Source organism: Oryzibacillus soli, assembly GCF_051594765.1.
In the GTDB taxonomy this organism is placed as follows: Bacteria; Bacillota; Bacilli; order Paenibacillales; family NBRC-103111; genus Paenibacillus_AR.
This window is the reverse complement of sequence record NZ_JBPPGJ010000009.1, coordinates 232,440-257,042: the sequence shown is the minus strand read 5'-3', so window position 1 is coordinate 257,042 and position 24,603 is coordinate 232,440. Positions and strand designations below refer to the sequence as shown.

The window sequence follows — 24,603 nt, the reverse complement described above, 5'->3', positions numbered from 1 at the left end:
GTTATTTCATCAGCTTCAGCATCTTGGACAAAAATCCCTTCATGCCTGCCGTCTGATTCATCAGAGGCTCGAAGGCCTGTCCTTGAACGAAGAGCTCCGCCATTTCCTTCAGGTTATAGCTGGCGGGGGAATTCGGGAATGCAATGGTGAACGGAACCTGACGCTTCACTGCCTTGGTAATATTACTGTCATCCGCCACATAGCCCAGGGTCGGAATGTCCATTTGAAGGAATTGCTTGGCGACAAGCGTGATCTTGTCTGCCGTTTGCTTGCCTTCCTTCGGTTCCGTAACCCGGTTAATCACCAGCTTGAACCGGATCCCAGGCTGCATATTGTTCACCATCTTGATGATGGCGTAGGCATCCGTAATAGAGGTCGGCTCCGGAGTAGTCACCACGATGGTCTCCTCCGCCGATAGGATGAACTTCAGCGTTTCCTTCGAGAGACCGGCACCGGTGTCGAACAGGATGATGTCACAATGCCCATTCAGCTGGCTGACCTGCTCGGCGAAGTAATCCAACTGCTCCTCGGAAAGCCGGATCAAGTCGCTGAAGCCTGACCCGCCTGCGATAAATTCCAGCCCGTTGTAGCCGGTATGGATGATGTCCCAGATGGTTTTCTCTTTCTTCAGGAGGTGGTACAGATTATACTTCGGGGTGACTCCCATCAGCACATCGATATTGGCCAATCCGATATCCGCATCGAATACCAGAACTTTGAACCCCTTGGATTGAAGCGTAAGCGCAAAATTTAAGGTGAAATTGGATTTCCCCACCCCGCCTTTCCCGCTCGTGACGGTGATGATCTTGGTCGTCCTTGCACCGGGGCGCAAATCATGCCGGGAGGACACGAGGTCTCGCAAGGTCTGCGCTTGGTCATTCATCCGATTGTTCCTCCAATATCAGGTCAATAATTTCATTCTCGTCGGCAACGGCGAAATCATCGGGAACGTTCTGTCCGGTCGTGATATAGGACAACTGCAGCGGGAATTCATGAAGAAGGTTGACGATGGGGCCGAAGGTGTCCGTTTCATCCCGCTTCGTGAACAGAACCTTGTCGAGCTTAAACTTGGAGAAATTGTCGGCGATGGCTCTCATATCCTTGTACTTCGTCGTCAAACTCATCACCAGGTACGTTTCGCTTCTGCCTCCTGCATGAAGCAGGGCATTGAGCTCCGAGACGTACATCTCATTCCGGAAATTGCGTCCGGCCGTATCCATGAAGATGATGTCCCGATCATGAAGGGCATCGAATGCCTTCTTCAGATCCATCGGAGAGAATACGACCTCCAAGGGCACGCCCAATATAGTGGCGTAGGTCTTCAACTGGTCGACCGCCGCAATCCGGTACGTGTCGGAGGTAATGAAACCGACCTTCCGCCGGTATTTCAACACCTGCTCCGCGGCAAGCTTGGCGATGGTCGTGGTCTTCCCAACCCCGGTAGGACCTACGAAATGTGCAATCCGAGTCTCGGGTGAAAGGGACTTGTGAGTGTTCGCCCCAAGCATGATTCTCAACTTATCCTTCAGAACCCGCTTGGCGAATTCGCCGTCCAATTCCTCCCCGCTGTCGCGGGCCATTTCCTCCAAGTCACCCAGCAGCTCTTGTACGATCTCCGAACGAAGCTCCTGTTCGGTCAACCGTTCCTTCAGCTCTTCGATGACCGGGTTCGGCTCCTCCGCCAGTACACCTGCGGATGCCAGCTTTTGCATCATCTGTTTCATTGCGCGAAGCTCGGCCAATACCGTATCCTCGGGTACGCTGGCAATCTTGCTCTCCTGCACCGGTACCGCTTGTTGCAGCTTGGGCTTCACCGCAACCGGTTGTCCGGCAGTCGCTCCGTAAGCGGCCGCTCCGTGCTGAAGCGGCACCACCGGCACCATCGGCACCATCGGCCCTTCCGGCTCTAGATTTCGTGCCTCTTGACGAGGGGCCGACACGGCCGGTTGAGGTTCTTGGGCCGCAATCCGCTGCTCCAACACGGCTACGGCCGTCTGCGCGGCGGACATCTCCGGCATTAAGCCGGCGGATGGCTGCGGAGCTGGTCTTGCCGGAGTAGTGGGTTGACGAGGACGACTAGCGTTTGCGGTGGCCGAAGCCGTATCGGTCGCCGCGATGACTTCAATTTTCTTCTTGCTGAACAGTCCGAGGAATCCACCCGAGCGAATTTCCTTGGTATTCAGTATGACGGCGTCCTTTCCCAGATCGGTCCGGATTTGCTGAAGCGCATCCGGCATGGAATCCACCACATAACGCTTTACCCTCATAGATTCACAACTCCCATGCTCTGAATTTCAACGTTCGGCTCAAGTTCGCTGTACGATAACACGGGGATATCCTGCAGGGTTCTCTCCAAAAGCTGGCGCAAGTACATCCGTATGGTTGGTGATGTAAGGATGACAGGCTGTTGACCGGATTGCACCGCTTTGCCGATCTGCTCATTCAGCTTATGGAAGATCATCTGGGACGAGGACGGATCCAGAGCCAGATAGGATCCTTGATCCGTCTGCTGCACGGACTCCGCAATTTTCTTTTCCAGGGACGGCCCCACTGTGATGACCTTCAATGCATCTCCGGCGGAAGCGAATTGCTGGGTGATCTGCCGGGACAAGGCTTGTCTCACATATTCCGTCAAGATGTCCGGGTCCTTGGTGTAGCTGCCGTAATCCGCAAGGGTTTCCATTATGGTAACCAAATCGCGGACCGAAATTTTCTCCTTCAACAGCTTCGCCAGTACCTTCTGCAGATCTCCGATGGTGAGCACATTGGGGATCAGCTCGTCGACCAGAGCCGGATAGGACTCCTTGACATTCTCCACCAGGGCTTTGGTCTCTTGACGCCCGATCAGCTCATGGGCATGCCGCTTGATAATCTCTGTCAAGTGAGTGGCAACGACGGAAGGAGGATCCACCACGGTGTAGCCGGATAGTTCCGCCCGTTCCTTGGTAGGCTCATCGATCCAGATCGCCGGCAAACCGAATGCTGGCTCCACGGTCTCAATACCCGAGATGGAGTCGTCATCGAACCCGGGACTCATGGCCAGGTAGTGATTAAGTAATAATTCACCACGAGCCACCATATTTCCTTTAATTTTGATAATATATTCATTCGGTTTTAGTTGAATATTGTCGCGAATGCGAATAACCGGGACCACAACCCCAAGTTCAAGGGCACATTGACGTCGAATCAGGATGATCCGGTCCAGCAAATCCCCCCCTTGCTGGGTGTCAGCCAACGGGATCAAACCATAACCGAACTCGAACTCGATGGGATCCACCTGCAGCAGGCTGATGACGCTCTCGGGGCTGCGGACCTCCTCGATCTGCTGCTGCTCCTCCGCCTCCTCCTCTTCCACCTGCTTCTGATTCAGATTCTTCTGCATCCGGTAACCGGCGAATGCGAACAGACCTGCAATCGGGAAGGTGGATACAACGCCAATCGGGGTTATGATCCCCAGCAGGGCGATCGTACCGGCTACGATATACATCAGCTTCGGATAAGCGAAGAGCTGGCCGGTAATATCCGCTGCCAGATTGCTCTCGGAATTGGCCCGCGTCACGATCAGACCGGCCGCCGTAGAGATGAGAAGCGCAGGGATCTGGCTGACCAGACCGTCACCGATGGAGAGCTTGGTGAAGGTTCTTGCGGCTTCGGGGATGTCCATGTTGTGGTAGATCACTCCGATGATCAAGCCGCCCAGCAGGTTAATGATCAGAATGATGATACTTGCGATGGCATCCCCTTTGACGAACTTGCTCGCACCGTCCATGGCGCCGTAAAAATCCGCTTCCCGCTCGATCTTGGAGCGGCGCTCCCGGGCTTGGGTTTCGTTGATCATGCCGGCATTCAGATCCGCGTCGATGCTCATCTGCTTACCGGGCATGGCGTCCAAGGTAAACCGCGCCGCCACTTCGGCCACGCGCTCCGAGCCCTTCGTGATGACGATAAACTGAACAACCACCAGAATCAGAAATACGACAAAACCCACGACAATATTGCCTTGGGCCACAAATTCCCCGAAGGTCGCCACCACATCCCCGGCATCCGCATGCGCCAAAATATTTCGCGTCGTCGATACGTTCAGCGCCAGACGGAACAAGGTCGTGATAAGCAACATCGACGGGAATATGGAAAATTGGAGCGCCTCCTGGGTATTCATGGATACCAATAGGATCATCATGGCCAGAGAGATGTTGATGATGAGCAGTACGTCCATCACATGCTTGTTGACAGGAACCACCATCATCAGGATGATTCCGATAATACCCAGCAGGATGGACAAATCCCTGATTCGCATGAAGGTGCGCTCCTTTCCTTTTATTTTGCCTTACCTTTCAAACGGTACACATAGGCCAGCACTTCCGCCACGGCTTGGAACAAGTCAGCCGGGATAAATTGGCCGATCTCAACCTGATCATAAAGGGCCCGGGCCAAAGGACGGTTCTCCATGGTGACGATGCCGTTCTGTTTGGCCACCTCCCGGATTTTCAAAGCCACAAAATCAGTTCCTTTGGCCAACACCCGAGGAGCTTCCATCTTGCCGGCCTCATACTGGATGGCGATGGCATAGTGGGTCGGGTTGGTGATGACGACGTCGGCCTTCGGAACATCCTGCATCATCCGCTGCAGCGCCATTTTCCGCTGTTTCTCCTTGATCTTGCCTTTGATCAGCGGATCGCCCTCGGATTTTTTGTACTCATCCTTGATGTCCTGCTTCGACATCCGGAGGCTCTTCTCATACTCGTATTTCTGGTACATATAATCGAACACGGACAGAACGACCAGTGCGATGCCGATTTTGATGCCTAACATTACGGCAATGCCCGATACAATCTTCAGCATCCCGTTCAAGGGAAGATTAGCCATATTGAGAAGGTTGTCCTTCTCCCCCCACAGAGAGGAATAAACAATAAATCCGATCAGAGTCATCTTGAGCAGCGTCTTCAGCATATCGACCACTGCCCTCATGCTGAAGATCCTTTTGGCGCCCTCCACCGGATTGAGCTTGCTGAATTTCATAGCCAGCGCCTCGCCGGACATCATAAAGCCGATCTGCATGTAGTTGCCGAGAACAGCCACGACTATGGACACCAAAAATATCGGTGCAAGCAGCAGGATCATTTCCACTAACAGCTGGGAGAACAGCGCCCTTACGCTGTTCATGTTCAATTCCGTCAGCAGCATATCGTTCAGGACACCGAATATCATCTTGTAGAGATGATCCTTCATGTAGCCGCCGAACATCATGAAGGCCAGGAAGCAGAAAAATAAGATGAAGGCTCCGGGCAATTCCTGGCTTTTGGCGACCTGGCCCTTTTTGCGGGCATCGGCCTTTTTCTTGGGGGTTGCCTGCTCCGTCTTCTCTCCGGAAAACAGCTGCAGATTCAGACGGTAGCGGTATAATGCCACGTCTTTTCCCCCTTTCCATTAAGCTACGTCTGCTGCCCGGCCATGATGGCGATCGCTTTTTCCATTGCAGTGAATAAGGCTGAGAATAAATCCTGGAACAAAAAGAGCATGCTCGGCAGCAGCATCGCCAGCAGCAGGAGTCCGACCAGCAGCTTAAGCGGCACGCCAATGACAAATATGTTGAACTGTGGTGCGGTGCGCGCCAGAATGCCAAGGCCTAAATCGGTCAAAAACAATGCGGCGACCAGAGGTGCCGCCATCTTGAATGCGATTCCGAAGGTATCGGTAAAGGTTCGGACCAGAAAATCCGATATCGCCCCGTTGTACATATTGACGAATGCTTCATTTTGCAGCGGGATCCATTTGTAGCTGTCCATGATGGCCTGCAGCAAAAAATGATGTCCGTTGAAAGACAGAAACAGCAGGGTCGCGACCATAAACTTCAGATTACCGATAATGGGGCTTGAAACCCCTGTCATTGGATCGATGATGTTGGCCATGGATAACCCGATCTGCATATCGATAAAGGAACCGGAAACTTGCACGACCGTGAAGAACATATACCCGATGAAGCCCAGGAGCAAGCCCACCAGGATTTCCTTGATCACCGCGATGATGTAGAGACCGTCCAACGGGACTGGCTGAAGCCCCATGCCTGAGAACGTCAGGAGAGAGACAAAAAAAGCCAAACCCACCTTGAAAGAGCCTGGAACATTGCGGGATGAGATTACAGGAGCCACGACAAAAAAAGAACCAATTCGACAAAAAGTAAGCAGAAAGCCGGACAAGGATAGCAGTAAGGTCTCCATTTTTCTGCCTACCCGACGTATTGATTCAAATTGCTTAAGAGATTGTAAGTAAAATCAACCAAGGTCGTTAAAATCCATGGACCAAAGACCAGCACGGACAGCAGCACCGCGAGGATCTTCGGTACATAGGCCAAGGTCTGTTCTTGTATCTGCGTCGTAGCCTGAAAGACACTGATCAGGAGACCGACGACAAGAGCAATGATCATCATGGGTGCACTGGCTTTTAAAACGGCGTATACCGCTTCGCCTGCCAGACGGATGACAAATTCGTAGCTCATGCATGTTCCTCCTGACCGTCAAGATTATGTCGTATAGCTTTCCAGCAAGGACTTCACAACCAAGTACCAGCCATCCACCAGAATGAAGAGCAGAATCTTGAAGGGCAAGGAAATCATCACGGGCGGCAGCATCATCATCCCCATCGCCATTAAGGTGCTGGATATGACCATGTCGATAACCAGGAAGGGAATGAAAATCATAAAGCCCATCTGAAACGCACTCTTCAGCTCGCTGATGACATAGGCCGGAATCAGGGCAGTCAACGGGGTGTCGTCAAAGCCTGTAGGTGTCTCGGCCTTGGAATAATCCAAGAACAGCTTCAGGTCCTTCTCCCTCGTATGCTCACCCATAAAATGCTTGAGCGGGACCGCTGCTTTGGCCAGCGCTTCCGTTTGCGTAATCTGTCCCTTCACGTACGGCTGATAAGCAACTTGGTTGATCTCGCCGATCGTCGGTGACATGATGAACAGGCTGATAAACAAAGCTAATCCGATCAGAACCTGGTTCGGAGGCATCTGATTCGTGCCGAGCGAGGTTCGAACGAAGCCCAGCACAATCACGATACGGGTGAAGCTCGTCATCAGAACAAGAATGGATGGCGCCAGTGTCAGCACGGTTAGAATAAGCAGAATGTTCAGCGTGCCGGAGGCTCCCTCTGCTCCTTGGGCTCCGTCTCCGATGCTGAGATTGATATTCGGTATGGGATCCGCCGCGAAGGCCGTAGCCGCGGAGCATAACCCGATCAATACCACCACCAGGAGGGAGAACAACAGTTTATTCTTCATGACGGTCACTTAACCGATCATAAGGATTCTGTTGCCCCCGGCCCATTACCTCATCCACCTTCTGCTGGCGGTTCGCGATCCGCTGCATTTTCTCTTGAAAGACGGCTTGGAAGGACGGTGTTACATCCATATCCTCCGGAGCATCCTGACGTTTTCCCCATCTCTTCAGCCATTCGCCCATGCTGGGAAATCCTTTGAAATCACCTGGTCCCGGTTGGATATGGTCTAGAATATACTGGATTTCTTCGGGATCCTCGATCTTCGATACCAATTCCACATCGTTGCCGACTCCAAGCACCAGAAGACTTCGCCCGATCTGGACGACCTGTACGGACTTGTTAGGTCCTAATCCCAGGCCGCCGATGGATTTGATGGAACGGGTGGAATGGAACATTTTGTTCTTCTGCGCAACAACCTTCATGATTAAGAGGAAGATTCCGATAATTATGATTAAGAAGGCGACAACCTTAGCTAGCATCCAGAAGGTGTCAGCCGGGCTGCCGGTATCCGGCAACCCTTCGATCTTCCCGTCGCCCGACTGGGCATAACAAACCCCCGCGTAAGCTCCGCAACTAGCCATGAACGTTGCCGCGGCCATAAGCCGCTTCGTACGTCTTTTCATTCGGCAGTCCGTCTTCCCTTCGGCTGGAATTACCCGAGAGTTTTCTTGATGGCTTCGATAACGCGGTCAGGCTGGAACGGCTTAACGATAAAGTCCTTGGCTCCTGCTTGGATCGCATCGATAACCATCGCCTGCTGACCCATAGCGGAACACATGATGACCTTAGCGTTCGGCTCGATCTTCTTGATTTCCTTCAGCGCATTGATGCCGTCCATTTCGGGCATGGTAATGTCCATAGTGATCAGATCCGGGCGCAACTCCTTATATTTCTCAATTGCTTGAGCGCCGTCGTTGGCTTCGCCGCAAACCTCGTACCCATTTTTTGTCAGGATGTCACGGATCATCATCCTCATAAATGCTGCATCGTCCACAATCAGAATACGGTTTGCCATAGTAAAAATCCTCCTCAAGAATTATTGTAGCTTTTGGATGCGATCCCACTGATTAATGATGTCGGTTACCCGTACACCGAAGTTTTCGTCGATGACGACGACTTCTCCTTTGGCGATGAGCTTGTTGTTGACCAAGATGTCAACCGGCTCACCCGCCAGTTTGTCCAGCTCGATGATCGAGCCTTGAGACAAGTCTAGGATATCCTTGATCACCTTTTGCGTTCTTCCCAACTCTACCGTGACACGTAGGGGGATGTCTAGTAGAAGATTCAGGTTTCCGTCATCCGCTTGCATCATGGGCGGCTGGTTGAAGTTCGAAAACTGTACCGGCTGCACATTCACATTGCGGTTCGGCATTGGGAATGAAGCTGCTGCTGCCTGTTGGTACCCCGGCATCATGGGAGGCATCATAGGAGGCTGTCCGTACCCCGGCTGCGGATAGCCAGGCTGCGGGTAGCCCATCGGAGGCTGCTGCGGATAAGCCGCAGGATCCGGATATGCCGGAGGCTGCTGCTGGTAGGCGGCCGGATCCGGATACGCCGGAGGCTGCTGATAGGCAGCCGGCTGCGGTGCGGATGGTGCCGGCACTGGCGGCTGGCTGGCGGCTGGTGCAGGTGCCGGCGCAGACGGAGCCGGGGGTGCTGCAGGTTCGCTATGATCAGAAGCTCCTCCCATCAGAATGGAGACCATATCCCGCGCGAAATTCACCGGAAGCAGCTGCATGATCGTTGAATCGATGAGATCACCGATGACCATCCGGAACGAAACCTTGATGAAGACATCTTCCTTCGGGAGGTTGGCTGTATTCCCGTTGGCCAGATCCATGATGTCTATTCCAGGAGGCGAAATATTAACGAACCGGTTGAAGATCGTCGACATGGAGGTTGCGGAGGAGCCCATCATCTGGTTCATCGCTTCCTGCACGGCGCTGATATGGATCTCATTCAACTCTCCGCTTGGCGAGGTACCGTCTCCCCCCATCATCAGGTCCGCGATAACTTGGGCATCCGTCGTTTTGATCACCAGCAGATTAATGCCGTGGAAGCCGTCTACATAGTTCACATGAACGGCCACATGGGGCTTGGGAAACTCGGATTGCAGCTCTTCTTGGGTGATGATGGACACCTTCGGAGTGGTGATGTCCACCTTCTTGCCCAGCAGCGTCGATAATGCCGTTGCCGCACTCCCAAAGGTGATGTTCCCGATCTCACCCAGTGCATCTTGCTCCAAGGAAGAGAGATACTCATCCATTACGGGTCCGCCTTCGAAACCGCCGGCGGGTTCGTCAGAGGTCTGACGCAGAAGCGCATCGATCTCTTCTTGGGACAAATAATCCTTGTTATTCGTCATTTTGTTCCTCGGCTCCTTCATCTACGATCTCCGAAATTTGAACCGCTACCTTTCCTCTCATGGTTCCCGGGGTTCCAATGTACTTCAGCCTCTCTCCTACACGGATATGAAGCCCTTCCTCTACCGGTTTGGTCAAGGGAATGACATCCCCTACCGCGAGGTTCAGGAAATCCCGGACCGAAATTTCGGAGTGCCCCAGCTCTGCAATGATCGGCAGCTTGGCTTTTGTGACCCGGCTTTGCAGAGCTTCGGCTTCTTCCACTGTCTTGGACTTCTTATGCGTCACGAACATGTGGTGTACGGATAAGCGCGGCATGATCGGCTCAATAACGACGTGCGGGATACAAAGGTTGATCATGCCGGTTGTATCCCCGATCTTCGTGCTTAAGGAGATCAAGGCGATCGTGTCGTTGGCGGAAGCGATCTGCATGAACTGCGGATTCGTTTCCAATGCCTCCAGCCGAGGATACAAGTCCAGAACGGTCTTCCAGGCTTCTTGCAATGTATCTAATGCGCGGCTGAAAATACGTTCCATGATGATGGTTTCAATTTCCGTCAGCGCATTGATTTTCGAGGGGGATATGCCCGAACCGCCCAACAGACGGTCCAGCATGGCGAAGGCGACGTTGGGATGTACCTCCAAAACCATACGGCCCTCCAGCGGCTCCGCTTCGAAGATGTTAAGGATCGTCATCTTCGGAATGGAACGGATAAACTCATCATACGGCAGCTGCTCCACCTGAACCACATTAATCTGAACAAAGGTCCGGAGCTGTGTCGAGAAGTAGGTGGTCAAGAACCGTGCGAAGTTCTCGTGGATCCGTGTCAAGCTCCGAAGATGATCCTTCGAGAAGCGGGTAGCGCGCTTAAAGTCGTAGGCGCGGACCTTCTTCTGCGTATCCTCCTTTTTGAGCTCCTCCGCATCCATCTCACCGGATGACAATGCCGCAAGCAAGGCGTCTATCTCATTTTGCGAAAGTACGTCAACCATAGCGTCACCTCCTTCAACACGGGTGCGGAAACACCCCGTTTATTCCACATAGTAATCCGTGATCGAGATCTGCTTGATTTTACCTTCGGTCAGGATACTGTTGATCTTGTTCATCAGAGTGGAAACCAGATATTCCTGGCCCTTGCTGCCTTGGATCTGTTCGGCCTTCATGTCGGCCAAAGTCTGAAGAATGATGCCCTTTGCTTTGAAGTCCAATGTCTCGAACTCTTCCTTGCCCTTCTTATTATCCATTTCAAACGCGAAGCTGGCTTTGACGATCCGTCCCTTATCAGCCAGATTCGTGACCACGTCCTTGACGAACACGGTCAAGGCCTTGACTTCGGCTGGCGTCAGTTTCTTGGCGTCCACTTGGCTGACCGAAGAGCGGGCCGCTTCATTCGGGTCGGCCGGCTTGCTGTTCTTGTCCATAATGTGCCATAAGGCGAAGAACGCAACCAAAATCAAGGTAATCACGATAAGCATCGCCATGATGATCATGAAAAACTTATTCTTGAACACTAAGATCCCTCCGACTCGGAGCTCATGATCGTTCCTCTGACCGATCCGATCGCCGACAAAAAGTGCTGTATTAAGATTACCACATCGGGAACCTTGTCGAGAACCATAATTTTTTTCCCGGTTGTCAAGGTAATTACGGTGTCGGGAGTTGCTTCGATCGTCTCGATGAGAAGAGCGTTAATGGTAATTGATGCGCCATTCAGGCGTGTTACGGTAATCATGCTTCCCCTCCCTTAAGGGATCCGGGGGAGGATCAGTCCCCCGGAAGGTTTATTGAGAACGGGGACTTCTATTAACGCTTCAGATTGACAACTTCCTGCAGCACCTCGTCGGAGGTGGTAATGATCCTGGAGTTGGCTTGGAAGCCGCGCTGGGCTACGATCATCTCGGTGAACTCAGATGTCAGATCCACGTTGGACATTTCCAGCTGGCCCGCAATAATCGCACCGGTTCCCTGCTCCGCATTGTTGGCGGTCGCCGTATCGCCGAACTCGATTGCTCCGTCCGGATTGGCGTTTGGTGTCAAGCGGTACAGGTTGCCTCCGATTTTCTCCAAGCCCGCAGGGTTGGCTACCTTCATAACGGCGATCTTCGTGGTGGTCACTTCAGCTACGCCTTCCGCATTAACGGTAACCAGAGCGCCATCCTGAGAGATGGAGAAGGCGGTAATATCATCGCCGATTACGATTGGCGTACCCTCGGAGGAACGGACGAACAAGCCGTCTGCATTTACCAGGTTACCTGCCGCATCGACGGTGAAGTTACCGGCACGGGTCAGGAACGGAGGCTCCTGGTCCGGGGTGGAGGAGACGGCGAAGAATCCGTCGCCGTCAATCCGCAGATCCGTCGGCACATTCGTCGTCATGGCACTGCCGGGAGTATGGATCGTGTCGATGGAGCCCAGGGTCACACCCAACCCGATTTGCTTGGCGTTAACGCCGCCGGCGTCGTTTCCGTTAGGAGCCGTTACGCCTGCAACGGTCTGGCTCAGGATATCCTTGAACATGGCGCGTCCGGCCTTGAAGCCGATGGTGTTCACGTTGGCGATGTTATTGCCGATAACGTCAAGTTTCGTTTGGAAGCCGCGCATTCCGGATACGCCTGAATACAAAGATCTCAACATGAATGATTTCCTCCCAATATGAGTTGATTCAGTTATGGAGGACAAACCGTCCGAGCATCAGTCGGTCCGCTCGGTCGGGGCTTCCTGTTCGGGCCAGCCCTCTTTGTCCTGTCAAGATACGACAACCGCACTGTCGATCTGGGTAAACACATTGTCTTTCAATTGGGCGCCATCCATGGCCGTAACGATGGTCCTACTCTTCACATTCACGATTAATGCCAAGTCGTTCATGATCAGCAGGGAATCCTTGGCCCCTTTGGCAGCCGCCCGGTCAATGGCAGATTCGATCTTCGTCATCTGCTCCGGCTTCAGCTCGATCCCACGCTGCTTCAATCTGACTTCCGCATGGTGGCTGAATTTCAAGACCTTCCCGTCTAGAATCTCCTGAAAGCTCTTGACCGGCTGCGAGGAACCTTGGTTTGCCGGCCTTGCCGCTCCAGGCGGAATAGGTGTTGGATACAGCTGTCCGATCTTCATTTGTTCCATTACGATGCTGCTCCTGAATCCCAAATCTTGGTCAGTTGATCCAGGGCTACGTTCTCTCCTTTCACATTGGCATACTGCTTGCCGTCTTTGAAAGAGATCGCGTCCACTTTGCCCTCTTTGGTCGTATTCAGCCCATTGGAATCCTTAACGGTCCAGCTGACCATCTTGCCGATCAGCCCGGATGCCATTCCGATGGATTGCCGAAGCATCGACATTTCCTTCGCCATATTGCTCAGCTGCTCAACGGAAGTAAATTGAGCCATCTGGGCGATGAATTCTTTGTCTTGCAAAGGCGATGCCGGATCTTGATTTTTCAACTGGGCGATGAGAATTTTCAGGAACTCGTCCTTCCCCATCTCATTTCCTTTGAAGGTGCCGGCTTTCTGGACGTTGTTGGAAGAATAATAAGGCCACATATTCTTGGTGGAGACGGTGGAATCCGCCATGTTCACACCTCCTTGCTTCCTGTTGCGATTGTTCGGACATTATGCCGTTACATCGAAGCCCTCTCCGTTGGAATCCCGGGAGCCGTTCATGATCTTAGATGCTTCCAGAGCATAATCCTCGCTTCCGTCCGATTGTCCGCCGGATTGATTCTGGCGGTTGGATTGCTGGAAGGATTGCTGCTGTCGCTGATCTTGGAACATGCCGGATTGGAAGGCAAGACTTTGGGACACCTCCAGCTTATCCACCTGGATGCCTTGGCTTACCAGTGCGGAGCGCAGTTGAGAGAGTTGGGCCTCCAACGCATCTTTCCCCATCGCCGTTTGAGCGGCAAATTGAGCGACCAATTGGCCGTTATGCATGGAAAGCTTGACTTCCACTTGACCCAGTGTTTCCGGAGTCAGAGTAAGACGGGCTTCCGTAATGCCGTTCACTTCTTGAAGCCGCAGCTTACCGAGCACGAATTTGGTCATGTCCTCCACCAGCGCTTGGCTTCGAACGATGCCTTCCGACGGGAGCTCCGCCTTGTGGGGAACCAACCGGTTCAGCTCTTGTGCGAAAGTGACAGACGGTGCTGCTTCGTTCGGCTCTGCAGAAACCACTGCGGGCTCAGCTGCAGCTTGACCATCCTGCGTCTTCACCAGATCGATCCGGTGGATGGGCATCGTCTTCGCAGCCAGCATCTTCAGACGATTGGATGCAGAAGTCATGTGCGTAACCTGAACCTTGCCTGTCGTGTCGGCTTGAACGGACTGGCCTTCACGGGCACTGCTGCGCAAGTCTTTTCGGTTGTTCTGTACCGCAGGCTTCTCGTTGACGGAGGCTTCGATCCCTTCAGCGGAGGAAGCTGCCACAGCAGCTGCTGCCGCATCCTTACCTGTGCCGGCGGGCTGGAGCAGTTCCAGCACTTCCGGCTGCTTAGCCAATATCATCCCGAGCTTCTCTTCCATTTGCTCCAGGAATACGTTTCCTTCCCGGCCTGTTTGGACAGCTTGTGCCATGGATCTCAGGATATCCTGCGCCTGCTCGGTAGACACGGCGGCAGTATGTACACCCTCGATGGCTTTATCCTCTTGAACGGGCTCCTCCATTTGAACGGGGAGTACGTTCTCAGGAAGCAGCTGCATGGCTTGAAGCAGAGAGGCAGCCTGAAGCATCCAATCCTGTACCTCATCATTCGATAACAGCTTGTCTAGAAGCTCCGGCTGGTCGGCCAGCTTCGTCAACAGCTCGCCTACGATCGCTTGAGAATCAGATTCACCTGTTTCGGAGATCCCGGATAACCCTTGAACCCCCAGCAATCCGGCCAACAGCTGCGCCAGATCCGGCAGTGTTCCGGAAGCGGAATCGCCATTAGCTGCACCGCCTAACACTTGGAGCAAAAGTTTGCCGAAGGCGGCGGCATCGCCATTCACCGTACCGGTACCGGCTGTAGCTGCTGTCGGATTTACGGATGCGGCACCTGCAGCATTTGTCATGGTTTGTACCGTTTGCATTTTATGTTTCACCTCCTTTCCATGCATGGGAGTGTGTTCATTAAGGAGCCAACCGCGTCGTAATGGAAGCTGCGGTTTCCTTGGAAGCGTCGGATAACGAGGACATCACCTTGGAACGCGACGCTGTATCCATACTGTTCAGAATCTCGGTTACCTTGGCGGGAGTCGTCTTCTCCATCTCGATCAGCAGCGCTGCCGCACTCTTGGGCGTCATGTTGGCGAAGGTTTGGCCCAGATCGCTCTTGGTCAGCTTATCGGAGGATGTCGCAGCGGCAGTCTGGTTAATCTTAAGCCGTTCCTGCAAAGCCGCGATCTGCTTATCCTTGGCAGGCTTCGTATCCTTCAGGTAGATAGAGGCTTCCGCCGCTTTGGCCGGATCCATCTTCTCCAATATGGCGACCCTCTCGTCCACCTTCATCTCGGACAAGAGAAGGACTTGCTCCGCCACAGTGAGATTCTGCATAATCGGAGCTGCTTTGCTGGCAGACATCTTGGCGTACATAGAAGCCGTTTCCTTAATCTTCGCCATATACTCCTCGTCCGTCTTGCCCTTTTGCTTGGACTGCTCTTCCAGAGCCGCGTATTTCGCCTGCAGGTCCTTGATGGTCTGGTCCTTCTGGCTGGACGCATCGCTGGCGCTCTTCAGTTCCTGCTCACGCTTAGCCAACTGGTTCCGAAGGTCCTTGAGTGCCGCTTCGTTCTCTGCAGCAACCTGCTCCGGGGTGGTCTCCGCCGCTTCGGGAGTGCTCGTCTTCACGGCAGTCTTATCGACCTTGGGGTCTGGAAGAATCATGGAGAGGCCGGGCACCTTATCTCCTACCTTTAGCAGCTGGTTCATGAAGTTGTAATCGAATAGAGAGAGTAAAGCTCCCACGAGCACCATCGTGAACACGATCGGGATGAAGAACCAATACAAGAATCTCTCGAAGGCGTTAAACGTTGGTTTTTCGGCATCCATCTCCATGCAGCAGCACCTCCTTCATACGGTCTTACCCGCCGATTACATGGTTCGCTTATATCTGTTGGAAGCAAGCTCATCCAGCATCTCTTGCTCCTTCTTCAGCATAAGCGCCTGATATTGGCGGAACGCCTTGTCTCGGGCCTGATTCCAAACCTTCTCCTCCACCATCTTGGAGGACAATACTTCACGCTTCTCCACGACATTGACCTCGGCATGTCGGACATCCGCCGCCTTGCGCTTGATCCGGTCGTCCAGATGGTTCAGGTAGGATTGGTAGGACATCAACTCGGATGCAGTCGTCCGATCCTCGGCGGTTACATGCATACGTTCCCGGATTTCATCCTTTTCGGAGAACAGGCTGGTCAAGCTCGACTCCTCTTCCCGGAGCTTCACGACGGCGCCAGACAGAATCCATTCGGCCTGAGTTTTTTCATTTGTCTTCAGATCGACGATTTTTTGGAAGGAATACCGGAATCTCATGGACCTTATCAGCCTCCGCCGAATTCGCTAAGTAACCTGGCCTGCACTTCATCGAAATGGATTTTCTCCGATACCTTCTGCCGCGTAAAATCATTGATGGCTTGGATATATTGCAAGGACTTGTCAATTTCAGGGTTGGAGCCCCTCTGGTACGCCCCGATATTGATCAGATCCTCCGAATCCTTATAAACCGAGAGCAGCCGCTGTAAGAATCGGGCCGCTTCCTGATGCTCCTCCGGCACGATCTCCTTCATGACGCGGCTGACGCTGGCCAGAATGTCGATGGCGGGGAAATGGCCTTTGTTCGCCAGGTTCCGGTTCAGAACAATATGTCCGTCCAAGATGCCGCGGACCGCATCCGCGATCGGCTCGTTCATGTCGTCTCCATCCACCAGAACCGTATAGAATGCGGTGATGGAGCCTTTCGGCCCGGTTCCCGAGCGCTCCAGCAGCTTGGGCAAGGTGGCGAAGACCGATGGTGTATAACCTCTGGTGGCAGGCGGTTCGCCTACGGCTAACCCAACTTCCCGCTGAGCCATGGCATATCGGGTTACCGAGTCCATCATCAGCATGACGTTCAAGCCGCGGTCCCGGAAAAATTCCGCAATGCTCGTGGCAATGAGCGCTCCCTTGATCCGGATGAGAGCCGGCTGATCGGATGTGGCCACCACAACGACCGAGCGGGCCAATCCCTCCGCCCCCAGATCTCTCTCGATGAAATCAAGCACTTCGCGTCCGCGTTCCCCGATGAGAGCGATGACATTGACATCGGCGGATGTGTTCCGGGCGATCATGCCGAGCAGGGTGCTTTTGCCTACGCCGGAGCCAGCGAATATGCCCACCCGCTGCCCCTTGCCGACCGTCAACAACCCGTCGATGGCCCGGATCCCAACGCTGATGGGCTCGAGAACCCGGGGGCGCTTCAACGGATTGCTGGGCTGATTGTGCGTGGAGTAATGGCTCATCCGGCTGGGAAGAAAACCGCCGTCCAGCGGCTGTCCTAAACCATCCAGCACCTTGCCCAAGAGCTCGTGTCCCACCTGAACCGTCAAGGGTTTGCCGGTGCCGACCACCTCGCAGCCGGGGCCGATGGAATGCAGTTCCCCGAGAGGCATCAGGATGACCCGGTTGTTCTTAAAGCCAACCACTTCCGCCTTAAGAGGCTTGGAAGACTTATAAGGATATATGTGGCACACATCTCCGACGCTGGCATCGGGCCCCTCTGATTCCACGGTCAACCCGATGACCTGGGTTACTTTGCCGTTCACCAGTACCGGGTCCATGGCTTTAAGCCGTTCGATGTAACGGGAAGATTCAGGAAGCTTGATCACTCTTCCTCCGCCCCTTCCTGCTCCAGTGATAATTGCTGAAGCGCCAGCTTGATCTCCTTCAGTTGGGTATCCACCCGGGCATCGACGCTGCCGAAATCGGTCCGGACCACGCAGCCGTTGCTTCCGACAGTGGAATCCGGGAGAATCTGAAGCTCTGCTTGCGAATCGACGGCCAGCAATAGCTCGTCACGGGCATCCCGGATATAAGCGAACTGCTCGGGAGCGACGCAGAGAGAGATGACTCCCTTCTCCCGCTTCCGGGACAAGACGGAACGGGTAATGCCGATTATCCAATCCGGGTTGGAGCTTAGCTCGTGCTGGATGATCTTCTCCGCGATGGCGATGGACAAGTCCACCAAGAAAGGCTCGGATTCTTTGATGATCTGATTCTTCATCTCATAAGCCTGCTCGAGAACGGTCTTGGCTTCGGCGATCATGCCCGCATAATCTTGGGCCACCTGCTCCTGCGCATGCTGAACCCCTTCTTGGAAGCCCGCTTCGAATCCATCTTGCCGGGCTTGGGTCTCCACCTGATGGTCCAGTTCCCGCCGCGCATGCCACCATTCGTCGATCTCCGCCTGGGCATTCGCCCGAAGCTGCGACGCTTCTTCCATGGCAAGCCGGATCTGCTCCTCCGCCACACTTTCCGCATCCCGCAGGATCTGGTCCTTCGTCTCCAGCAGCTGGCGAAGCTCGCGTTGCTCCTCCTCGGAAGGGGCACTTGCTGCAGACATTTCCTGCAACGCTTGTTCGGACTGTGAAGGACCTGCAACCTCAATCTGCTTTTTGTCGTCTAATGTGGTATAGAAGTGAGGCTTGATCACCCTAGACAATCACATCATCTCCTCCGCCGCGGGCGATAATGATTTCACCGGATTCCTCCAGTCGGCGGATCGTGGATACGATACGGGTCTGCGCTTCTTCTACGTCACGCAGCCGCACAGGACCCATGTATTCCATTTCTTCCTTGAAGGTCTCCGCCATCCGCTTGGACATGTTGCGGAAGATGGATTCCCGTACTTCCTCGCTCGCCACCTTGAGCGCCAGCTGCAGATCGGCATTCTCGATGTCGCGGATAATGCGTTGAATGGAGCGGTTGTCGATATTGACGATGTCCTCGAAGACGAACATGCGCTTCTTGATTTCTTCGGCCAGCTCGGGATCTTGAATCTCGAGAGCGTCCAAGATGGTTCTCTCCGTGCCGCGGTCGACACCGTTCAAGATCTGAACGATGGATTCGATGCCGCCTGCGGAGGTGTAATCCTGGGTGACCGTCGCCGACAGCTTCTGCTCCAGTACCCGCTCCACTTGCGCGATGACTTCCGGAGAGGTGCTGTCCATCAGCGCAATCCGCTTGGCTACATCCGCCTGCTTGTCCTCCGGCAGCGCCGACAGGATCATGGATGCCTGCTGGGCCTGGAGGTACGACAGCACCAATGCGATCGTCTGCGTATTCTCATTCTGGATAAAGTTCAGGATCTGGGATGGCTCCGCCTTCCGTGCAAAATCGAATGGACGGACCTGCAGGGTAGCCGTCAAGCGGTTGATAATGTCCAGCGCCTTCTGGCTTCCCAATGCCTTCTCCAAGATCTCCTTGGCATAAGCGATACCGCCTTGGGAGATGAACTCCTGTGCCATGCATATCTGATGGAATTCAGCCAGGATGGAGTCCTTCTCCGTGGAATCCACCTTGCGCACATTGGCAATCTCCAGGGTCAACTGTTCGATCTCGTCATCCCGCAGATGCTTGAAGATCTGGGCCGAGACCTCCGGTCCTAAACTGATCAGTAGAATGGCGGCCTTCTGGCGGCCTGTCAACGTGGTGCCTTGCACTCCTTTGACTGCCAAACGCTAACACCTCTATTCATCTACCAGCCAGGTGCGGAGCAAGTTGACGAATTCCTCCGGTTTCTTCTTCGCCAGTTGTTCGAGCTGCTTCCGGGCTTGGTTGTCGTTGGTTATGTGGTCAAGATCAATGGTCGGGAACTCCACCTTGGCCGGTGCGGCTGCTGCCGCTGCTGCTTCCGCTTCTTCTTCGGCCGCTTGCTTGGCCTTGCGTCTGCGGGATGCGATGACGAAGCCTCCTGCCGCCGCCAATGCCGCAACTCCAAGTCCAATGGCACCATACAGCAGCCAATTGTTTCTTGCGGCCGCCGCCGATGCTGCTGAAGCTGCAAAGGACTGATCGAATACCGTCACTTTGGAGGCCAGTTCTTCCGTCGTCAGCGTTCTGCCGTTGTTCGCCAGTGAGGTGGCAACCAGACTGGCCAGCATCTTCTCGACCGCTGTCTTCATCTCCGGGGTCACATTGCCCGCGGAGCTGTCTAATCCGACACTAAGCGTCAGGTCTTGTACATAGAAAGGCTGCGATTCGATCTCTTCCTTGATCTTATTGAAATCGTAGTTGAAGGTCCGGGACGACTCCTCGGACTTGCCGCTGTTGTTATCGGTGCCGGCCGGATAAGTCGGAACATCCGTCTGCCCCGTGCCTGTCACGCCGCCGTTCGTTCCGTTCGTCGAGCTCTTCTCGTTTATTTGGGAGCTGACGACGATTCCGCTCTCTCCATTCACGGGCTTGACCAGATCGCTGCTAGTCTTCTTCTTGTCGAAGTTCAGCGTGGCGACCACCATCGGAACCACCCGGTCCTGGCCCACAATCTGTCCGAGCATGCTCATAATCTCCTTGCGGAGATCCCGCTCGAATTCCCGCTTGATCTGGAACTGCTGAGCTGCCGCGTTGCCTGCATTCACCACGCTGGAGGCCAGCTTGGAATAGGGCAGGAGGTCCCCGTTCTGGTCCGAGATCGTAATGTTCTCTACAACCAGATTAGGTACGCTCTTGGATACGAGCAGGTACATCGTATCGATCTTCTGCTGATCCAGCGTGTAGCCCGGCTTGGTATTCAGGACGACGGATGCCGTTGGCGGCTCCTTGTCGCGGATGAACACCGTATTTTTTCCTGGTTGAGTGACCAGGACTTTGGAACTAGCGACCGCCACGTTGGTGTTGATCAACTGCTCCAATTCTCCCTGGAGTGCTTCGAGCTCCATGATTCGAGTCTGATCGTTCGTAAGCCCCAGCATGTTGCTCTCCCGGAAGACGCCCCAGCCGATGGCTCCGCTCTTGCTCAATCCTTTACCCACGACATCGACTTTGACCTGGGACACCATGTTCCGAGGGACACCGATCGTTTTGCCGTCCGTGCTCATCCGGTAAGGAATACCGCTGTCCGTCAAATACTTCGTAATGTTCGAAGCATCGGTCGGCTGTAAATCCGTAAATGCCGTTGCGTATTCAATTTTGGAATTGTTATAGATCACTAGGCCGATAATCGCAATCGTCAAGACAATCGTGCCGACGATCATGAATTTATAAGTCCGGTTGAATTTATTCCAAAATTGTTTGAGGTTTGTCCAATTTTGGAGTAATCTCTCGTTCACTATGTCACCTCATCCGTTAGACTTCAGGCATCCATACCGGATTACATCTGCATCCTCATGATCTCCTGGTAGGCTTCGATCGCTTTGTTCCGGACTTGAACCGTCAGCTGCAAGCCAAGGCTCATCTTCTCGGATTGGATCATCAGCTGATGCGTATCAACGGATTCCCCACGGATAAAAGCACCGTTCAACTCCCCGACTACTTTCTCCTGCGTACTTAATTGATTCAGCGTCTGGTTCAGCAGATCCCCGAAGGACTGTCCGACCTGAGCCGCTCCCGTCTCTTTGCCCTTATCCGCCGGCTGAAGGATCTTAAGTGCCGAAACGGAAGGCTGGAAGCTCATCTTTTCTAGCATCATTTACTCCTCCTTATCACTTGCCGATTTCAAGAGACTTGGCGATCATAGCTTTGGAAGCGTTCAAGGCGGTGACGTTCGCTTCGTAGGATCTTGTCGCGGACATCATGTCCACCATTTCCTTCAGAACATCCACATTGGGAAGAAGAACAAATCCGTTCTCATCCGCATCCGGATGCGTCGGATTGTAGACTTGCTTGAAGGGAGCGTTATCTTCGGTAATCTTGGTTACCTTCACGCCCTCGCCTGCCGCAGGGGCCTGCATGGCGCCCGCCAGGACTTGGGAGAAGGGTTGGGAAGGCTTGGCCGCCATCGATACCATCTTGCGCTGGTACGGCACCCACTTGCCGTCCACCAGCTTGCCGCGGGTGGTATCCGCATTGGCGATGTTGGAGGAAATCACGTCCATTCTTAGACGCTGTGCAGTTAACGCGGAACTGCTGATGTCAAACCCGTTAGTCAGTCTCATGGTTATTTCCTCCCTTCGATTACGATTCGCAGCTTCTGCATCTCACTGTTGACCTGCTGGGTCAAGACGTTGTAGCGCAGCTGGTTCTTGGCCATAAGCGACATCTCCGAATCGATATCCACATTGTTCTCGTTATTATTCATGACGGAACTCCGGTCTTCGATGACAGCCGGCTGAATCGGAGCCGCAGGGGTGCCGATCGGAATATGCTTCGTATGGGTCCTTTTACCTGGAAGGGAATTACGATTCAATTCCCCCTGCAGCAGCTCTTCGAATTGAACGTCCGAACGCTTGTAATAAGGAGTATCAACGTTGGCGATGTTGTTTGCTGTAATTTTTTGGCGCAAGGAAGCTGCGTCCAAAGTCCGTTCCATCAGCTTAAAAGAGGATGAATTCAATATGTTCATATGTCCAACCTACCTTTGGGCGCAGATTACGTAAACTTATTCAACAGTGTCGAAGTAAACTCCTCCTTCTTTCGACAAGAAAATATATAAAAATTACTGCTAAACTTGTCATATCGTGCAGTAGAAAGGAATCAACACCATAAATCATGCAAAATTTTGGCAATATGTACAATAAGAAAAAAGCCCTATCTTTAGTCGATAGGACTTTTTTGTCGAAAAAACACTGTTTATGACTGAAAGCTACGCTTGCCTTTTTACCAATTCCTGGACCAACTGGTCATTTAATAATTTGATGTAGGTCCCTTTCATCCCTAGAGACCGGGTTTCGATTACTCCCGCGCTCTCCAGCTTCCGAAGCGCATTGACGATGACCGAGCGGGTGATCCCTACGCGGTCAGCGATTTTGGATGCGACGAGCAAGCCTTCCTTGCCTTTCAGCTCCTCGAAGATATGCTCCACGGCCTCCAGTTCACTGAAGGACAACGAGCCCACCGCCACCTGTACGATCGCTTTGCGCCGCGCCTCCACCTCGCTCTCTTCGGCACGTTCGCGAAGGATCTCCATCCCCACGACGGTCGCCCCATACTCAGCCAGAATCCAGTCGTCCTCTTCGAAAGGATCTCCCGTCCGGGTCAGCACCAGCGTCCCCAGACGGTCTCCTCCGCCGATGATCGGAATGACGGTTACATAAGGTTGGCCGAAAAGCTCGCGGATCTGCTCCGTCACGAACCGGTACGGATTGTCCTCGTCTAGATTGGAGCTCGTCTCCTCGATTTTAAGCAGGAGCTGATTTTGCTCCGGCTGGAACCGGCGTTCGGTAAAGAGGATCTGCTCCAGCTCCTCCGATGCGGCGGTACCCGCCAATGCACAGCCCAATATTTTTCCTTTGCGGCTTGTAACGAAGATGTCGGCCACCATCGTATCCCTTAGCACCTCGGCCATCTCCATGAAGGAGAGAGCCTTGCCCGCCGCTCTCTGCAGGAGACGGTTAAGCCTCCTGGTTTTTGACAGCAATGCCATGCCTTAAAGCCTCCCAACAACAATTCCTTCTACAAGATGTACTGGCTTAAATCCCGGTTTCTGGCTAGCTCGGACAGCTTCTCCCGGACGTAAGCGGGGGTCACCTCGAAGGTATCCAGACGGATGTCAGGCGCTTCGAAGCTCAAATCCTCCAGTAGCTTTTCCAGAATGGTATGGAGCCGGCGCGCGCCGATATTTTCCGTGTTCTGATTCACCTCAACGGCTATCTTCGCCAGCTCCTCGATCGCCTCGTCCGAAAATTCGATCCGGATCCCCTCCGTCTGGAGCAGCTCGGTGTACTGCTTGGTCAAGGCGTTCTTCGGCTCCTTGAGAATCCGGACGAAGTCCTCATGGGTCAAGCTGGTCAGCTCCACCCGGATCGGGAATCTTCCCTGCAGCTCGGGAATCAGATCGGAGGGCTTCGCGATGTGGAAGGCTCCCGCCCCGATAAACAGCACGTAATCGGTCTTGACGGGGCCGTACTTGGTCATCACGGTGGATCCCTCTACGATAGGCAGAATATCCCGTTGTACGCCCTCACGGGAGACATCCGGACCGCTTCCTCTGCCTGCACTGGCCACTTTGTCGATTTCATCGATGAAGATGATGCCGGATTGCTCCGCGCGGCGGATGGATTCCTGGATGACTTCGTCCATATCCATCAGCTTCTGGGCTTCCTCCTGGGTCAGCACCTTACGGGCCTCCTTCACGGGAAGCTTGCGCTTCTTCGTACGCTTGGGCATGAATTGGCTGAACATCTCCTGCATGTTCATCCCCATCTGTTCGTTCCCTTGCCCGCCCAGCATGTCGAGCATGGAGGGAGCATGATCCTCAACCTCGATTTCAATCAGCTCGTTCTCCAGTTCGCCGCGGCTTAATTTCTCCCTAAGAGCGGCTCTTCTGGATGCCAGTCCAGGATCCGTCTCGTCTGCCTGGGGCTCCGGCTCCTTCTGTCCGCCGAACAGCATCTCCAGGGGATTGCGTCCCGGCTTGTTCTTGTTGGGATTGGGCGCCAGAATATGTAGAATCCGGTCTTCCGCCATCTTGCCGGCCCGCTCCTTCAGCTGGTCGGCCTTCTCCGCCTTGACCATGCGGATGGCCGTCTCCACCAGATCCCGGACCATGGATTCCACATCCCGGCCCACATAGCCCACTTCCGTAAATTTCGTTGCTTCCACCTTGACGAACGGCGCGTTGACCAATTTGGCCAGCCGCCGCGCAATCTCCGTTTTACCTACGCCCGTGGGTCCAATCATTAGGATGTTCTTCGGGATGATCTCGTCCCGGACCGATTCCTCGAGTAGGCTTCTTCTGTAGCGGTTGCGCAATGCCACGGCCACAGACTTCTTGGCCTGCTTCTGTCCGACGATGTACTTATCCAGCTCCGAAACGATTTCCCTGGGGGTCAGCGCGTCTTTCATCCGGATCTCCTC

At 53.8% G+C, this 24,603-nt stretch carries 28 protein-coding genes; all 28 read right to left on the bottom strand.

Translation table 11 applies throughout. From position 1 onward, the window contains the following. Position 1 precedes the first annotated feature (1 nt). Positions 2–883, bottom strand: a complete 882-nt coding sequence (locus ACSEXW_RS14685) for a MinD/ParA family protein (RefSeq protein ID WP_438446912.1) — start codon at positions 881–883, stop codon at positions 2–4. Further along, positions 876–2,267 (bottom strand): flagellar biosynthesis GTPase FlhF, encoded by a 1,392-nt coding sequence (flhF, locus tag ACSEXW_RS14680; RefSeq protein ID WP_438446911.1) that lies wholly within the window; start codon positions 2,265–2,267, stop codon positions 876–878. The genes ACSEXW_RS14685 and flhF overlap by 8 nt, the downstream gene beginning before the upstream one ends. Beyond that, positions 2,264–4,297 carry a flagellar biosynthesis protein FlhA gene (flhA, locus tag ACSEXW_RS14675; RefSeq protein ID WP_438446910.1) on the bottom strand — a complete coding sequence of 678 codons (2,034 nt, stop codon included), beginning with the start codon at positions 4,295–4,297 and terminating at the stop codon, positions 2,264–2,266. The genes flhF and flhA overlap by 4 nt, the downstream gene beginning before the upstream one ends. A gap of 20 nt (positions 4,298–4,317) precedes the next feature. Then, entirely contained in the window at positions 4,318–5,409 is a 1,092-nt protein-coding gene (gene flhB / locus ACSEXW_RS14670) for a flagellar biosynthesis protein FlhB (RefSeq protein WP_438446909.1), read from the bottom strand. 23 nt (positions 5,410–5,432) lie between these two features. Then, complete coding sequence (gene fliR, locus ACSEXW_RS14665) at positions 5,433–6,218, bottom strand: flagellar biosynthetic protein FliR (protein WP_438446908.1); 786 nt, start codon at positions 6,216–6,218, stop codon at positions 5,433–5,435. Positions 6,219–6,226: 8 nt separating this feature from the next. Beyond that, the gene (gene fliQ, locus ACSEXW_RS14660; RefSeq protein ID WP_438446907.1) at positions 6,227–6,496 is read right to left on the bottom strand and encodes a flagellar biosynthesis protein FliQ; all 270 of its coding nucleotides are present in this window, start codon (positions 6,494–6,496) and stop codon (positions 6,227–6,229) included. 24 nt (positions 6,497–6,520) lie between these two features. After that, complete coding sequence (fliP, locus tag ACSEXW_RS14655; RefSeq protein ID WP_438446906.1) at positions 6,521–7,282, bottom strand: flagellar type III secretion system pore protein FliP; 762 nt, start codon at positions 7,280–7,282, stop codon at positions 6,521–6,523. Beyond that, positions 7,272–7,904 carry a flagellar biosynthetic protein FliO gene (locus ACSEXW_RS14650; RefSeq protein WP_438446905.1) on the bottom strand — a complete coding sequence of 211 codons (633 nt, stop codon included), beginning with the start codon at positions 7,902–7,904 and terminating at the stop codon, positions 7,272–7,274. The genes fliP and ACSEXW_RS14650 overlap by 11 nt, the downstream gene beginning before the upstream one ends. Positions 7,905–7,933: 29 nt before the next feature. Continuing rightward, entirely contained in the window at positions 7,934–8,296 is a 363-nt protein-coding gene (locus tag ACSEXW_RS14645; RefSeq protein ID WP_438446904.1) for a response regulator, read from the bottom strand. Positions 8,297–8,317: 21 nt separating this feature from the next. Next, a complete protein-coding gene (gene fliY / locus ACSEXW_RS14640) occupies positions 8,318–9,646 on the bottom strand; it encodes a flagellar motor switch phosphatase FliY (RefSeq protein WP_438446903.1) in 1,329 nt (442 codons plus the stop codon). Then, positions 9,636–10,637 carry a flagellar motor switch protein FliM gene (gene fliM, locus ACSEXW_RS14635; protein ID WP_438446902.1) on the bottom strand — a complete coding sequence of 334 codons (1,002 nt, stop codon included), beginning with the start codon at positions 10,635–10,637 and terminating at the stop codon, positions 9,636–9,638. Before fliM ends, fliY begins: the two co-directional genes overlap by 11 nt. A gap of 39 nt (positions 10,638–10,676) precedes the next feature. After that, positions 10,677–11,156, bottom strand: coding sequence for a flagellar basal body-associated FliL family protein (locus ACSEXW_RS14630; protein WP_438446901.1), 480 nt, complete (start codon positions 11,154–11,156; stop codon positions 10,677–10,679). Continuing rightward, complete coding sequence (locus tag ACSEXW_RS14625) at positions 11,156–11,377, bottom strand: flagellar FlbD family protein (protein ID WP_438446900.1); 222 nt, start codon at positions 11,375–11,377, stop codon at positions 11,156–11,158. Before ACSEXW_RS14625 ends, ACSEXW_RS14630 begins: the two co-directional genes overlap by 1 nt. Before the next feature lie 71 nt (positions 11,378–11,448). Continuing rightward, the gene (flgG, locus tag ACSEXW_RS14620; RefSeq protein ID WP_438446899.1) at positions 11,449–12,279 is read right to left on the bottom strand and encodes a flagellar basal body rod protein FlgG; all 831 of its coding nucleotides are present in this window, start codon (positions 12,277–12,279) and stop codon (positions 11,449–11,451) included. A 111-nt stretch (positions 12,280–12,390) separates the two neighbouring features. Next, the gene (locus ACSEXW_RS14615) at positions 12,391–12,765 is read right to left on the bottom strand and encodes a TIGR02530 family flagellar biosynthesis protein (RefSeq protein ID WP_438446898.1); all 375 of its coding nucleotides are present in this window, start codon (positions 12,763–12,765) and stop codon (positions 12,391–12,393) included. Then, complete coding sequence (locus ACSEXW_RS14610) at positions 12,765–13,211, bottom strand: flagellar hook capping FlgD N-terminal domain-containing protein (RefSeq protein ID WP_438446897.1); 447 nt, start codon at positions 13,209–13,211, stop codon at positions 12,765–12,767. The genes ACSEXW_RS14615 and ACSEXW_RS14610 overlap by 1 nt, the downstream gene beginning before the upstream one ends. Positions 13,212–13,250: 39 nt before the next feature. Further along, positions 13,251–14,705, bottom strand: a complete 1,455-nt coding sequence (locus tag ACSEXW_RS14605; RefSeq protein WP_438446896.1) for a flagellar hook-length control protein FliK — start codon at positions 14,703–14,705, stop codon at positions 13,251–13,253. Between the two features lie 40 nt (positions 14,706–14,745). Then, positions 14,746–15,669 (bottom strand): hypothetical protein, encoded by a 924-nt coding sequence (locus ACSEXW_RS14600; RefSeq protein ID WP_438446895.1) that lies wholly within the window; start codon positions 15,667–15,669, stop codon positions 14,746–14,748. Between the two features lie 36 nt (positions 15,670–15,705). Further along, complete coding sequence (fliJ, locus tag ACSEXW_RS14595) at positions 15,706–16,146, bottom strand: flagellar export protein FliJ (RefSeq protein ID WP_438446894.1); 441 nt, start codon at positions 16,144–16,146, stop codon at positions 15,706–15,708. 8 nt (positions 16,147–16,154) lie between these two features. Next, a complete protein-coding gene (gene fliI, locus ACSEXW_RS14590; protein ID WP_438446944.1) occupies positions 16,155–17,474 on the bottom strand; it encodes a flagellar protein export ATPase FliI in 1,320 nt (439 codons plus the stop codon). After that, on the bottom strand, positions 17,474–18,301 hold the full coding sequence (locus tag ACSEXW_RS14585; protein WP_438446943.1) for a FliH/SctL family protein: 828 nt from the start codon (positions 18,299–18,301) through the stop codon (positions 17,474–17,476). Before ACSEXW_RS14585 ends, fliI begins: the two co-directional genes overlap by 1 nt. A 1-nt stretch (position 18,302) precedes the next feature. After that, complete coding sequence (fliG, locus tag ACSEXW_RS14580; protein WP_438446893.1) at positions 18,303–19,325, bottom strand: flagellar motor switch protein FliG; 1,023 nt, start codon at positions 19,323–19,325, stop codon at positions 18,303–18,305. Positions 19,326–19,337: 12 nt separating this feature from the next. Beyond that, on the bottom strand, positions 19,338–20,918 hold the full coding sequence (fliF, locus tag ACSEXW_RS14575; protein WP_438446892.1) for a flagellar basal-body MS-ring/collar protein FliF: 1,581 nt from the start codon (positions 20,916–20,918) through the stop codon (positions 19,338–19,340). A gap of 41 nt (positions 20,919–20,959) precedes the next feature. Further along, positions 20,960–21,274 (bottom strand): flagellar hook-basal body complex protein FliE, encoded by a 315-nt coding sequence (gene fliE, locus ACSEXW_RS14570; RefSeq protein ID WP_438446942.1) that lies wholly within the window; start codon positions 21,272–21,274, stop codon positions 20,960–20,962. Positions 21,275–21,290: 16 nt separating this feature from the next. Continuing rightward, positions 21,291–21,743, bottom strand: coding sequence for a flagellar basal body rod protein FlgC (gene flgC, locus ACSEXW_RS14565; RefSeq protein WP_438446891.1), 453 nt, complete (start codon positions 21,741–21,743; stop codon positions 21,291–21,293). Between the two features lie 2 nt (positions 21,744–21,745). Continuing rightward, on the bottom strand, positions 21,746–22,150 hold the full coding sequence (gene flgB / locus ACSEXW_RS14560) for a flagellar basal body rod protein FlgB (RefSeq protein WP_438446890.1): 405 nt from the start codon (positions 22,148–22,150) through the stop codon (positions 21,746–21,748). Between the two features lie 240 nt (positions 22,151–22,390). Further along, positions 22,391–23,170, bottom strand: coding sequence for a GTP-sensing pleiotropic transcriptional regulator CodY (codY, locus tag ACSEXW_RS14555; RefSeq protein ID WP_438446889.1), 780 nt, complete (start codon positions 23,168–23,170; stop codon positions 22,391–22,393). Positions 23,171–23,199: 29 nt separating this feature from the next. After that, complete coding sequence (hslU, locus tag ACSEXW_RS14550; protein WP_438446888.1) at positions 23,200–24,591, bottom strand: ATP-dependent protease ATPase subunit HslU; 1,392 nt, start codon at positions 24,589–24,591, stop codon at positions 23,200–23,202. Positions 24,592–24,603: the final 12 nt, after the last annotated feature.

Coding starts and splice junctions, on each gene's coding strand:
- ACSEXW_RS14685 (WP_438446912.1), bottom strand. CDS start 883: ATGAATGACCAAGCGCAGACCTTGCGAGACCTCGTGTCCTCCCGGCAT.
- flhF (WP_438446911.1), bottom strand. CDS start 2,267: ATGAGGGTAAAGCGTTATGTGGTGGATTCCATGCCGGATGCGCTTCAG.
- flhA (WP_438446910.1), bottom strand. CDS start 4,297: ATGCGAATCAGGGATTTGTCCATCCTGCTGGGTATTATCGGAATCATC.
- fliR (WP_438446908.1), bottom strand. CDS start 6,218: ATGGAGACCTTACTGCTATCCTTGTCCGGCTTTCTGCTTACTTTTTGT.
- fliQ (WP_438446907.1), bottom strand. CDS start 6,496: ATGAGCTACGAATTTGTCATCCGTCTGGCAGGCGAAGCGGTATACGCC.
- fliP (WP_438446906.1), bottom strand. CDS start 7,282: ATGAAGAATAAACTGTTGTTCTCCCTCCTGGTGGTGGTATTGATCGGG.
- ACSEXW_RS14650 (WP_438446905.1), bottom strand. CDS start 7,904: ATGAAAAGACGTACGAAGCGGCTTATGGCCGCGGCAACGTTCATGGCT.
- ACSEXW_RS14645 (WP_438446904.1), bottom strand. CDS start 8,296: ATGGCAAACCGTATTCTGATTGTGGACGATGCAGCATTTATGAGGATG.
- fliY (WP_438446903.1), bottom strand. CDS start 9,646: ATGACGAATAACAAGGATTATTTGTCCCAAGAAGAGATCGATGCGCTT.
- fliM (WP_438446902.1), bottom strand. CDS start 10,637: ATGGTTGACGTACTTTCGCAAAATGAGATAGACGCCTTGCTTGCGGCA.
- ACSEXW_RS14625 (WP_438446900.1), bottom strand. CDS start 11,377: ATGATTACCGTAACACGCCTGAATGGCGCATCAATTACCATTAACGCT.
- flgG (WP_438446899.1), bottom strand. CDS start 12,279: ATGTTGAGATCTTTGTATTCAGGCGTATCCGGAATGCGCGGCTTCCAA.
- ACSEXW_RS14615 (WP_438446898.1), bottom strand. CDS start 12,765: ATGGAACAAATGAAGATCGGACAGCTGTATCCAACACCTATTCCGCCT.
- ACSEXW_RS14610 (WP_438446897.1), bottom strand. CDS start 13,211: ATGGCGGATTCCACCGTCTCCACCAAGAATATGTGGCCTTATTATTCT.
- ACSEXW_RS14605 (WP_438446896.1), bottom strand. CDS start 14,705: ATGCAAACGGTACAAACCATGACAAATGCTGCAGGTGCCGCATCCGTA.
- ACSEXW_RS14600 (WP_438446895.1), bottom strand. CDS start 15,669: ATGGAGATGGATGCCGAAAAACCAACGTTTAACGCCTTCGAGAGATTC.
- fliJ (WP_438446894.1), bottom strand. CDS start 16,146: ATGAGATTCCGGTATTCCTTCCAAAAAATCGTCGATCTGAAGACAAAT.
- fliE (WP_438446942.1), bottom strand. CDS start 21,274: ATGCTAGAAAAGATGAGCTTCCAGCCTTCCGTTTCGGCACTTAAGATC.
- flgC (WP_438446891.1), bottom strand. CDS start 21,743: ATGAGACTGACTAACGGGTTTGACATCAGCAGTTCCGCGTTAACTGCA.
- flgB (WP_438446890.1), bottom strand. CDS start 22,150: ATGAACATATTGAATTCATCCTCTTTTAAGCTGATGGAACGGACTTTG.
- codY (WP_438446889.1), bottom strand. CDS start 23,170: ATGGCATTGCTGTCAAAAACCAGGAGGCTTAACCGTCTCCTGCAGAGA.
- hslU (WP_438446888.1), bottom strand. CDS start 24,591: ATGAAAGACGCGCTGACCCCCAGGGAAATCGTTTCGGAGCTGGATAAG.